Below are 10,367 nucleotides of genomic sequence, written 5' to 3' on the forward strand. Positions count from 1 at the left end.
GTGGTACCGGAGGCCCGGTCGGTCGCGCCGGCGGCCGCGCTCGTCGCGGCGGCGTTCGGGCCCGGCGAGTCGTCGGTGAGGAGTCTGCTGCCTCCGTAGCCCGCCGCCACCACGAGGACCAGGGCGAGGATCAGGAGCAGGACGGTGCGGGGGTCACCACGGCGGATGTTCTGGATCAGCTGGTCACCCAAGGCCAGGTTCCCCGTGTTGCGGGACCTGCCGTCGATGATGATGCCGTCCCGGCCGATCCGCGGCGGCTCCGCAGGTGGCGGCGGGGCGGGCGGCAGCGGCGGGACTGGTGCCGCCGGAGCCGGGACCGGCACCAGTGCCGTCAGTTGGACGGCGAACTGCGGCTCGGTGGACATCACCTGTACCAGGACCCGGCAGAGTTCCGCCTGTGCGGCCGGTTCCTGCGGCCCGGAGTCGAAGGCCGCCACTGCGGCCCGGCCGTCCGGCTCCGACGAGAGCCGCCGCCGGACGGCCTCCCCTGCGGCCTCCGCGACGGCCCGGCCGGTGGTTCCCACGATCCCTGATGCCACGTCGGTCATGAGCCCGACAACAGTCGAGGCAAGATCGGACTCGCTCAAAGCGCCCCCCCGGCAAAGTCATTGACACTCAAGCGTGGCAGCAGGAGCTGCCCGGGTCCGCCCTCCGGCCGACCACTGCGACCGAATCGTGACCACCCGTGGCCGTCCGGCCACCCGCCGGACCTCGGCCGGCCACCGGGACCGTGGACCGGAAGGCGCGCGTCAGGAGCGCGGCCGGGTGCCGAACCGCCCCGATGGCCCCCGACGGCCGTGGGGAAAACGGGTGGCGCCGATCGGCGGGGTACGAGAACCTGCGCGGATGGATCAAGGAACCGGTCGGACGGCTGTCGTCCACCTCACCCACGACGGCGACCACCTCGGGCAGCTCGGCCCGTTCGAACTGGCGGACCCGTGGTGGTCGTCGGTCGGGGAGCTGACCGCGCGTGCCTCGGCGGAGGCCGGGGTGCCGGTGGCGGTGGTCCGGCTGGCCGGGGTGACGGGCGGTGAGGGCGGCCGGGGCGGGCACACGGTGTACCACGCCGAGGCGCTGGAGCGGCCGGTGGACCGGGCGCCGAGCCCGGCGGGGCCGGAGGTGGCCGCGCTGCTGGGCGCGGCCGAGCGGCGGGCCGGGTGGGCCACGCCCGCCGGGCTGCGGGCGGCCCTCGACTGGGCGGAGCGGGCGTCGGCTGCCGCCGGACGGCCGGTCACCGGGCGGGTCGAGCAGGTGCGGACGTGGAACCTGTCCGGGGTGTTCCGGCTGCCCACGGCCGCCGGAACGGCCTGGCTGAAGGTGATCAACCCGGCCTTCAACGCCGCGGAGGCGGAGGCGATCGCGCTGTTCGGCGCCGCCGCCCCGGAGCTGGTGCCGACGGTGCTCGCCGCCGATCCGGCGCACGGGCGGGTGCTGCTCGACGACGTGCCGGGGGAGGACTGCTGGGGCCCCTCGGCCGAGGAGGTGGCGCTGGCCGTACCGGGGCTGGTCGCCGCCCAGGCGGCACTGGCCGCCGACGGGCGGGCCGCCTCGGCCGGACTGCCCGACCGGACCCCGGGCGCGGTGGCCGCCGCCGTCCCGGGTCTGCTGGACCGGCTGGCCGCGACGGCCGAGCTGACGGGCGAGGAGCTGGCCGCCGCCCGGGCGCTGGCCGCGCGACTGCCGGAGCTGGTCGGGGAACTCGCCGCCTGCAGGCTGCCGGAGACCGTGGTGCACGGCGACTTCCACCCCGGCAACTGGCGCTCCGACGGCTCCGCGCTGGTGGTCATCGACTTCGCCGACACCTGTTTCGGCCACCCGGTGGCGGACGGGCTGCGGCCGCGCGGCTTCCTGGACGGGGAGCGCTGGGCGCAGGTGGCCGAGGAGTGGGCGCGGGCCTGGCGCGAGCGGGTGCCGGGGTGCGCGCCGGAACGGGCGCTGGAGCTGGCCGGGCCGCTGGTGCACTTCGGGTACGCGCTGCGGTACCAGGAGTTCCTGGACCACATCGAGGACAGCGAGCGCCCGTACCACGAGGGTGATCCGGCGGACGAGGTCCGGAGCGCGCTGGCGGCGGCGGGCTGACCCGCGCGGGCGCCGCGCCGGACGTGGCGCCGGACGTGGCGCGGCGCGGCGCCAACAGCGGGTCAGCCCGTCGGGTCGATCCGCCGCCCGTCCCGGGCCCCGTACAGGGAGAGCGCCTCGACCGGGCAGTAGTCGACCGCGTCGGCCAGCTCCGGGGTCAGCGGTTCGCCGGCGGCGCCGGTCGGCTGTTCCCGCAGCGGCCGGGCGAGTCCGTCGGCGCCGAGCGCCAGCGAACCGGGCGCGGTGGCCGCGCACATGCCCGAGCCGATGCAGCGGTCCCGGTCCACCTGGACGATGACCGCCGGCGCCGCCCCGGTTTCCGGCGCCGCCCCGGTCTCCTCCCGACCCGTCACCAGGCGACCTGCAGGTGCTGCGGGCTGCGAGTGAGCAGGCCGCGCCGCCAGTCGATGGCCTCCACCGTGCCGGTGAGCCGCAGCGAGGGCAGCCGGCGGGCCAGCCGGTGCAGGGCGAGCTCCAGTTCCATCCGGGCCAGCCAGGCCCCCAGGCAGTGGTGCGGCCCGGCACCGAAGGTGTACATCGGTGCGGCGAGCGGGGAGAACAGTTCGGTCAGCAGGTCGCCGGTGAACACCTCGGGGTCGGCGTTGGCGGCGTCGGTGTCGGCGGCGACCACGCTCCCGGCCGGGATCCGCACCCCGCCGATGTCGAGGTCCTCGACGGCCCGCCGCAGCAGTCCGGGCAGGACGTCGGAGTCCCCCAGCGGGACGGCGCGCAGCAGCTGTTCGGTGGCGGCCGCGGCGCTCTGCTCGTCCGAGGCGAGCTGCTGCCAGGCGTCGTGTCCGTCGCTGAGCAGGTAGACCAGGGCGTTGCCGAGCGAGGTCATGGTGGTCTCGTGCCCGGCCACCACCAGGCCGATGACGAGTGTGACGATCTGCTCCTCGGTGATCCCCGGGGTGTCGGCGGCCGCCGCGAGCAGGCTGCTGACGAGGTCGTCGCCGGGCGCGGCACGGCGTTCGGCGATCACCTCGGCGCCGAAGCCGGCGAACTCGGTCATCGCGGTGCGGATGGCCTCCGCCGAGTACGCGGTGGCGGACAGGGCGTGGTCGCTCCAGTGTTCGAGGCGCTTGCTGTCGAGGCCGTCCAGGCCCATCAGCCGGCTGATCACGGCGATCGGCAGCTGGCGGGTGTAGCCGGCGACGATGTCGGTGGGCGAGCCCCGGTCGATCAGCTCGTCGATCAGGCCCTCGACGACCGAGGCGACCCAGGGGCGCCAGCGGGCGATCGCGCGCGGGGTGAAGGCGCGCTGCACGGTGCGGCGCAGCCGCTGGTGCTCGACGCCGTCGATGTTGAGCATCGAGGCTGGGTCGTCGAGCAGGTTCGGGGTGAGCGAGACGGGCGGGGCGCCGGGGGCGTGGAGCGGCGCGCGTCCCAGGCGCGGGTCGGTCAGCACCTGCCGGACGTCGGCGTGCCGGCTGACCAGCCAGACGGGGGTGCCGGTGGGCAGGGTGGCCAGCCGGGGCGGGCCGGGTTCGAGCAGCCGCAGGCAGTGCAGCGGCGGCAGGACGGCCTGGGCGACGGCGACGGTGGCGGTACCGGTGGCGGGACCGGGGTCGGTGGCGGTGCCGGTACGGGCTCCGGTGGCACTGTTCTCGGCGGACATCCGTACTCCAGACTCCAGGGCGGTGGCCGCGCGGAGGGCGGCCGACGGGGGGTGGATCCGGGCGGTGCGCGGGGAAGGGCGGCGTGGTCGACGGCGTGCCGAGTGGGCCGGGTTCGCTACGACCGTACGTGGGCGACGGGCCACAGTCAGCGACGATTCCAGCCAACGCCGGGGTGGGAAAGGGGCGGTGAGGGCGCGGCGGTACTGACGGGCGCTCAGTGTGACGGGCGCTCAGTGGTGGCCGCGCGCCCCGCCTCGCGCCCCGGCGTGGTCGCGGGAGGGAGCGCCGAATGGGGCGCGGGAGGGCCGCCGGAGGGGTGCGACCGTGCGCACCGGAGCGGCCGCCGGAGGGTCGGGCCGACCGGTGAGACGGATCACCAGGGGCGTTCCCCGGCCGCCCGCCGCGGCGGGCGCTAGGCTGCGTGGGCGGGTCGTCCGACTCGCGTCGACGCAGGTCACGCCGGTGCGCAGGGGCACCGGCCGACGGAGGAGAACCGGATGGCCCAGCAGGTCAAGGCAGTCGTCGCGCGCGCCAAGGGCGCGCCCGTGGAGGTGACGACGATCGTCGTGCCCGACCCCGGGCCGGGCGAGGCGGTGGTGCGGATCCAGGCCTGCGGCGTGTGCCACACCGATCTGCACTACCGCGAGGGCGGGATCAACGACGAGTTCCCCTTCCTGCTGGGCCACGAGGCCGCGGGCATCGTGGAGACGGTCGGCGAGGGCGTCACCGAGGTCGCGCCCGGCGACTTCGTGGTCCTCAACTGGCGCGCCGTCTGCGGCCAGTGCCGCTCCTGTCAGCGCGGACGCCCGCAGTACTGCTTCAACACCCACAACGCCAAGCAGAAGATGACGCTGCTGGACGGCACCGAGCTGTCCCCGGCCCTGGGCATCGGCGCGTTCGCCGAGAAGACCCTGGTCGCCGCCGGCCAGTGCACCAAGGTGGACCCGTCCGCCGACCCGGCGGTCGCCGGTCTGCTCGGCTGCGGCGTGATGGCGGGCATCGGCGCCGCGATCAACACCGGCAACGTCGGCCGGGGCGACTCGGTCGCCGTGATCGGCTGCGGCGGGGTCGGCGGGGCGGCCGTGCTGGGCTCCCGGCTGGCCGGTGCGGCGAAGATCATCGCGGTGGACATCGACGACCGCAAGCTCGCCACCGCCCGGAAGCTCGGTGCCACCCACACCGTCAACTCGACCAGCACCGACGCGGTCGAGGCGATCCGCGAGCTGACCGGCGGGAACGGCGCGGACGTCGTGGTCGAGGCGGTCGGCCGCCCGGAGACCTACAAGCAGGCCTTCTACGCCCGCGACCTGGCCGGCACCGTCGTCCTGGTCGGCGTCCCGACGCCGGAGATGCAGCTGGAGCTCCCGCTGCTCGACGTGTTCGGGCGCGGCGGCGCGCTGAAGTCCTCCTGGTACGGCGACTGCCTGCCCTCGCGGGACTTCCCGATGCTGATCGACCTCTACCTCCAGGGCCGCCTGGACCTCGGCGCGTTCGTCAGCGAGACCATCGAACTCGACGCGGTGGAGCAGGCGTTCGAGCGCATGCACCACGGCGACGTGCTCCGTTCGGTGGTGGTCCTGTGAGCACCGGCAGCCTCCGGATCGACCGGCTCGTCACCGCCGGCACCTTCGAACTCGACGGCGGCAGCTGGGAGGTGGAGAACAACGTCTGGATCGTCGGCGACGACGCCGAGGCCGTGGTGATCGACGCGGCCCACGACGCCGCGGCGATCGAGGCGGCGCTCGGCGGGCGCCGGCTGCTCGCGGTCGTCTCCACCCACGCCCACAACGACCACATCGACGCCGCCCCCGCGCTCGCCGAGCGCACCGGCGCGCCGATCCTGCTGCACCCGGACGACCTGCCGCTGTGGAAGCTCACCCACCCCGACCGGCTGCCGGACGGCGAACTCGCCGACGGGCAGCGGATCGAGGTCGCCGGTACGGCGCTGACCGTCCTGCACACCCCGGGCCACGCGCCGGGCGCGGTCTGCCTGTACGCCCCGGAGCTGGGCACCGTGTTCACCGGTGACACCCTCTTCCACGGCGGCCCCGGGGCCACCGGCCGGTCGTTCTCGCACTTCCCGACCATCATCGACTCGATCCGGGAGCGCCTGTTGACGCTGCCGCCGGAGACGGTGGTCCGCACCGGCCACGGCGACCCGACCACCATCGGCGCCGAGGGCCCGGCCCTGCCGGAATGGATCGCCCGCGGGCACTGACACGCACGCGCGTCCGGGGCCCGGCGGAGACGGGTCCGGGGACGTGCGCACCCGGGCCCGGCGGCCGTCCGCCGGGCCCGGCGACGTACCATCGCGGGCATGGCCCATGATCCCCGCGCGCTCGACGACGCCTTCCTCGCCTTCTGGCGGGAGCGGCACATCGCCACCCTGACCACCCTGCGCCCGGACGGCTCGCCGCACGTGGTGCCGGTGGGGGTGACCTTCGACCCGGAGACCGGGATCGCGCGGGTGATCAGCAGCCGGACCAGCCGGAAGGTGCGGAACGTCGTGGAGGCCGGGGCGGAGGGCCAGCGGGTCGCGGTCTGCCAGGTGGACCGGGCGCGCTGGTCGACGCTGGAGGGCGTGGCCGTGGTTCGGCAGGAGCCGGCGGCGGTGGCCGAGGCGGAGCGCCGGTACGCCGAGCGCTACCGCGAGCCCCGGGTGAATCCGGACCGGGTGGTCGTCGAGATCACGGTGGACCGGGTGCTCGGGCGGGCCTGAGGACCCGGTTCGAGCAGCCCCGGCGGACGGACGGGGTTCCGTTCGGCCGGGCCCGCTCCGTTTATCCGGCGTTGATCGTCATCGCCTAACGTCGGGGCATGACCGAGGGAACGAGGGGCGGCCGGGGCATACGGATCCCGGCCGAGGGCGGCCGGATGACGGCCGAGGACACGGACCGCTTCCGGGTGCTGCTGGCCCGGCTGGAGGACTCGCTGGCGGCCGACCGCCGTGGCGCGGCGGCCGTGACAACGGTCGGGGCGCAGAGACCGGCGGTGGGCCGCGATGGGTGAGCGCCGTCCGGCGGACCACCGGCCGGTGGACCGCCGCCCGGCCGCGCGGGTCGAGGTGCTGCCGCTGTGGCAGCGCGGCGCCCGGACGGGCGAGCCCGCCCGGACTGCCGCGCCCGGAGCGCTACTTGGCGAAGCGGACCTCGGGGAAGGCCCGCGAGGGCCGGTCGAGCAGCGGGGCCGGACGGCCCAGCAGGTGCCGGTCGAGGAACGCGCCGAGGTAGGCGCGGGTGGCGGCGAGCGCGCGCTCGCCCCGGACGGTGCCGAAGAGGTCGGGCCCCGAGTCGGCCGGTAGCTGGTCGCGGCTGCCGAGGGCGTCCACCACCCAGTGCTCGTCGGAGAACGAGAGGTGCCCGGCGGTCGGCAGGTCCACCCAGTACCGGGGGCCGGTGAGGCGCTTCCAGCTGTCCTCCCAGTTCTCGGTGGCGCCCGGTGAGCCGCCGAGCTGGGAGCTGAACAGCAATACGGGGCGGGAACGGAGGCCGGTGGGCGGGATCCAGACGGTGCCGTCGAGGTTCGCGGCGGCGCGGATCCGGCGGTCCTCGGCCATCGCCTCCAGAGCGGCCGCACCGCCGAGCGAATGGCCCACCGCGGCGATCCGGCCCGGGTCGACGGTGAGCCCGCGGACCGGGCCCCGGTTCCCGGGGGCGGTGAGCCGGTCGATCACGAAGCGCAGGTCGGCCGCCCGGACGCGGGAGGCCGTCGCGCCGAAGTCCGGATCCGTCCCCTCCCGCCCGCAGACCAGGCAGGGTTCGATCCGCCCGCCCGGGAACTCCACCAGGGTCTCGTAGGTGTGGTCGACGGCGGCCACCGCGTAGCCCCGGGCGGCGAGTTCCTCGCCGAGCGCGGTGAGGGTGGTGCGGCTCAGGCCGAAGCCGGGGGAGAGCAGGACCAGCGGACGGCGCCCCGGGGCGGGCCGGGCCCCGGCCACGGCGCCGGTCCGCACCCCGGCCGGTGCGTCGGTGCCGTACAGGGCGGTGGACAACTCCGGTGACAGGTAGGGCGCGTGGGCGCCCCGTGCGGAGTCGGTCGGGTACCAGAAGGTGACCATCAGCTCGCGGGACGGCGTGTCCGGGCGCCAGGGGTCGGGCCGGTCCCGGTCGACCAGGCGGGCCGAGGTCGTCCCGACGGGCCGGTGGGTGCTGGTGGCCGGCACCCGGGGACCGGCGGCGTCGGGCTTGGCCTCCGGAGCGGTCTCCGGAGTGGCCTCCGGCTTGGCGTCCGGAGCGGCCTCCGGAGCGGTCGTGGCGGTGGCGGCAGCCGGGGCGGAGGCGGCGGCCGGGCCGGCGAGGGCCAGCACCAGGGCGGTGGAGGCGATCGGCAGGGCGGCGGAACGCCACCGGGCGGTCTTCGACATGACGCCACGTTAGGTGGGTGTCACGCTCCGGCGCGTCGCTCCGCCGGGGGACGGCGAGTACGCCGCGAGACGGAGCCGGTTCGGTGGCGCGTACGCCTGCGGACCCGGTCCGGCTCCACCTGCGGGAGCTTTCGGCCGCGCCCCTGTGCGCATCGAGGTCGGTGTCGGCGGGCCTGGTCGGCGGCGGCCGGTCGGTCTTGATGCCATCACGGCGTGTCCCTTCGGTCGGCCCTTGGGTGCGGTCGGCTTGTCGGAACGGCCTGCGAAGAATCCTCCGGCCGTCCTGTCACACCGGGCGCGTGCCGCGGGTCAGTGAAGCGTCGACCCACAAGCCACCGGGGCAGAGCGCTCGCGTCGCCTCCCGCCACCCCTTCCACATGAACGAGGTACCACCATGTCTGTCGCCCACGTCGTCCTTGCTGTCGTCAGCGCCCTCTGGGTCGGCTTCTCCGGCGTCTCGCTGGCCCGCCGGGCCGAGTTCGTCACCCAGCCGCTCGTCGACTACGGCGTGCCCCGCGCGTGGTGGACCTGGCTCGCCGTGGCGAAGCTCGCCGGTGCCGCCGGCCTGCTGGTCGGCCTCGCGGTCCCGGCGATCGGCGTCGCCGCCGCGGTCGGCCTGATCCTCTACTTCGCCGGCGCCGTGCTCACCAACATCCGGGCGCGCTCGTACAAGACCGTCCCCTTCCCGCTGCTCTACCTCGCCCCCGTCGCCGTCACCCTGGGCGTCGGCCTCGCTGCCTGATGCCGCGGTCGGGCCGGTCCGGTCGCCGTGGGGCGACAGCGACGGGCGCCACGGCGCGCTGAGGCCGGGTCCGGGGCAGTGCCCCGGACCCGGCCTCCGGCCTCCGGAATCCGCCGGCCGGAACGGCCTCAGCAGTCGCAGCCGCAGTCGCAACCGTCGCAGCAGCCGCAGTCGTTGCAGCACTGGGCGTTCTCGCCGCAGCACTGGCAGCTGTCGCAGCAGTTGCCGCAGTCGCAGCACTCGTTGCGGGCGCAGAAGCCCTCGCGGCGCTCGCCGGAGAACGGGTGGTTGTGCTCGCAGCAGAGCAGCTGGCAGGTGCAGCCCATCAGTGCCCAGGCGGCGCAACCGGCCAGCAGATTGCGGCGGTTGGGCGGCGGCGCGCCGGGCGGGGTGAAGCCGGGGCCCTGCGGCACCCAGGGCGGGACGGGGGCGCCCGGGCCCTGCGGCGGGGCCTGGCCGGGGTCGTGCCGCGGCGGGCTCTGGTAGGGGTTGGAGCCGGTCGCGCCCTGGTCCGGGTGGCCGTGCTGCGAGTGACCGTGCTGAGAGTGGCTGTGCTGCGCATGGCCGTGCTGCTGCTGGTCGGTGGGCGTCGCGCCGGGCTCGTGCCCGACCCGGCAGGCGGCGTGGCCGGGTCGGCCGAAGACCCGCTCGACGGCCCGCTCGGTCTCGTGGGCGAGCAGGATGTGCACCAGTGCCCGGTCCGTGAGCTCGACGTCCCGCAGCGCCAGCCGGATGCCGTGCACGGCGTCCCGGCACAGCCGTTCGGCCTCGGCGCGGTCGGTGCCGGTGGCGTCGAGCGGGTTCCAGGCGCCGCTCGCGGCGTCGGCCTCCTGGTCCTCGGCGGCGTCCAGCAGGTGCGCCAGCCGTCCGAACAGCCGCCCGGCCTCGGCCAGCGGCGCCTCGTTCCCCGGCCGTCCGGCCAGTACGGCGGTGTGCGCGAACGCGGCGGCGGTGGCGGTCTCGGTGGGTTCGGTGACCAGCAGCACCGAGCCGCCGACGGGCAGTTCGCGCTCCAACTCGCCCTGGCGGGCGGCCGCGTCCAGCAGGACCGAGGTGTCGAAGCCGACCACCGAGGCGCTGCCCGCGCTCCTGCGGTCCCAGCGCCGGGTGACCGCCCGTGCGCCGACCGCCACCGGGCGCCGGGCGAACACGCCGTCCTGGTCCTCGACATGGTCGCGGATCTTCACCGAGGCGAGCGCCAGCGAGACGGCGGCCGCCAGCCGGGCACCCTCGCCCCGCGCGACCGAGGCCGTCCGCATGCCGCGCAGCGGACACGGCCCGGCGGTCCGCCGGCCGGCCCCGCCGTCGGTGTGCCCGGCGGCCTGGGCCTCGACCAGCACCGAGATGATCAGCCCGTCGTAGTTGGTGGCCGTGCGCGCCAGTTGCCCGTGGTCGTCGCGCAGGGCGAGGCAGAGGCCGCAGAGATGGGCCATCCAGCTCGCCTGGAGCCGCTCCGAGAGCCGGTGGCGGCACGGTCTGATGATGCCGAACATGTGGTTCCCCCGTGTTGTGCATGGGCCATCCGGCCCTCGATCGCGGACATCATTTGACATCCTCCCTGCCC

The 10,367-nt window shown here is 75.8% G+C and carries 11 protein-coding genes; 6 read left to right on the forward strand and 5 right to left on the reverse strand.

From position 1 onward, the window contains the following. Window positions 1–524 (reverse strand): hypothetical protein (locus VR45_RS31340; protein ID WP_045943261.1); only part of this gene is annotated, 524 nt, incomplete at its 3' end. A 322-nt stretch (window positions 525–846) separates the two neighbouring features. On the opposite strand from VR45_RS31340, the gene VR45_RS50240 reads away from it, so the two are divergent. Beyond that, window positions 847–2,079, forward strand: coding sequence for a phosphotransferase (locus VR45_RS50240; RefSeq protein WP_045943262.1), 1,233 nt, complete (start codon window positions 847–849; stop codon window positions 2,077–2,079). A 62-nt stretch (window positions 2,080–2,141) separates the two neighbouring features. Here the strand turns inward: VR45_RS50240 and VR45_RS31350 are convergent, their stop codons facing one another. Further along, window positions 2,142–2,432, reverse strand: coding sequence for a ferredoxin (locus VR45_RS31350; RefSeq protein ID WP_078896997.1), 291 nt, complete (start codon window positions 2,430–2,432; stop codon window positions 2,142–2,144). Beyond that, window positions 2,429–3,697: a cytochrome P450 gene (locus VR45_RS31355; protein WP_078896998.1), complete on the reverse strand. Its 1,269-nt coding sequence runs from the start codon at window positions 3,695–3,697 to the stop codon at window positions 2,429–2,431. The genes VR45_RS31350 and VR45_RS31355 overlap by 4 nt, the downstream gene beginning before the upstream one ends. Before the next feature lie 498 nt (window positions 3,698–4,195). Here VR45_RS31355 and VR45_RS31360 point away from each other — a divergent pair, with 498 nt between their 5' ends. The 4 genes from VR45_RS31360 to VR45_RS31375 all read left to right on the forward strand — a co-directional run bounded on the left by VR45_RS31360 (window position 4,196) and on the right by VR45_RS31375 (window position 6,707). Further along, window positions 4,196–5,281, forward strand: a complete 1,086-nt coding sequence (locus VR45_RS31360) for an S-(hydroxymethyl)mycothiol dehydrogenase (protein WP_045943263.1) — start codon at window positions 4,196–4,198, stop codon at window positions 5,279–5,281. Then, window positions 5,278–5,916 carry an MBL fold metallo-hydrolase gene (locus VR45_RS31365; RefSeq protein ID WP_045943264.1) on the forward strand — a complete coding sequence of 213 codons (639 nt, stop codon included), beginning with the start codon at window positions 5,278–5,280 and terminating at the stop codon, window positions 5,914–5,916. Before VR45_RS31360 ends, VR45_RS31365 begins: the two co-directional genes overlap by 4 nt. Before the next feature lie 99 nt (window positions 5,917–6,015). After that, complete coding sequence (locus VR45_RS31370) at window positions 6,016–6,417, forward strand: TIGR03618 family F420-dependent PPOX class oxidoreductase (protein WP_045943265.1); 402 nt, start codon at window positions 6,016–6,018, stop codon at window positions 6,415–6,417. A gap of 98 nt (window positions 6,418–6,515) precedes the next feature. Beyond that, window positions 6,516–6,707, forward strand: a complete 192-nt coding sequence (locus tag VR45_RS31375; protein WP_045943266.1) for a hypothetical protein — start codon at window positions 6,516–6,518, stop codon at window positions 6,705–6,707. A 121-nt stretch (window positions 6,708–6,828) separates the two neighbouring features. Here VR45_RS31375 and VR45_RS31380 read toward each other — a convergent pair whose 3' ends face one another. Then, complete coding sequence (locus VR45_RS31380; protein ID WP_052709512.1) at window positions 6,829–8,061, reverse strand: alpha/beta fold hydrolase; 1,233 nt, start codon at window positions 8,059–8,061, stop codon at window positions 6,829–6,831. A gap of 394 nt (window positions 8,062–8,455) precedes the next feature. On the opposite strand from VR45_RS31380, the gene VR45_RS31385 reads away from it, so the two are divergent. Then, on the forward strand, window positions 8,456–8,803 hold the full coding sequence (locus VR45_RS31385; RefSeq protein WP_045943267.1) for a DoxX family protein: 348 nt from the start codon (window positions 8,456–8,458) through the stop codon (window positions 8,801–8,803). Window positions 8,804–8,931: 128 nt separating this feature from the next. On the opposite strand, the gene VR45_RS31390 is transcribed toward VR45_RS31385, so the two are convergent. Further along, window positions 8,932–10,296, reverse strand: a complete 1,365-nt coding sequence (locus VR45_RS31390) for a proline-rich domain-containing protein (RefSeq protein WP_045943268.1) — start codon at window positions 10,294–10,296, stop codon at window positions 8,932–8,934. Between the last annotated feature and the right edge of the window lie 71 nt (window positions 10,297–10,367).

Source organism: Streptomyces sp. NRRL S-495, from assembly GCF_000966955.1.
GTDB lineage: Bacteria > Actinomycetota > Actinomycetes > Streptomycetales > Streptomycetaceae > Kitasatospora > Kitasatospora purpeofusca.

What these genes read in the sequence shown, in the direction of transcription:
- VR45_RS50240 (WP_045943262.1), top strand. Translation starts at nt 847, where the DNA reads ATGGATCAAGGAACCGGTCGGACGGCTGTCGTCCACCTCACCCACGAC.
- VR45_RS31355 (WP_078896998.1), bottom strand. Translation starts at nt 3,697, where the DNA reads ATGTCCGCCGAGAACAGTGCCACCGGAGCCCGTACCGGCACCGCCACC.
- VR45_RS31360 (WP_045943263.1), top strand. Translation starts at nt 4,196, where the DNA reads ATGGCCCAGCAGGTCAAGGCAGTCGTCGCGCGCGCCAAGGGCGCGCCC.
- VR45_RS31370 (WP_045943265.1), top strand. Translation starts at nt 6,016, where the DNA reads ATGGCCCATGATCCCCGCGCGCTCGACGACGCCTTCCTCGCCTTCTGG.
- VR45_RS31375 (WP_045943266.1), top strand. Translation starts at nt 6,516, where the DNA reads ATGACCGAGGGAACGAGGGGCGGCCGGGGCATACGGATCCCGGCCGAG.
- VR45_RS31380 (WP_052709512.1), bottom strand. Translation starts at nt 8,061, where the DNA reads ATGTCGAAGACCGCCCGGTGGCGTTCCGCCGCCCTGCCGATCGCCTCC.
- VR45_RS31385 (WP_045943267.1), top strand. Translation starts at nt 8,456, where the DNA reads ATGTCTGTCGCCCACGTCGTCCTTGCTGTCGTCAGCGCCCTCTGGGTC.
- VR45_RS31390 (WP_045943268.1), bottom strand. Translation starts at nt 10,296, where the DNA reads ATGTTCGGCATCATCAGACCGTGCCGCCACCGGCTCTCGGAGCGGCTC.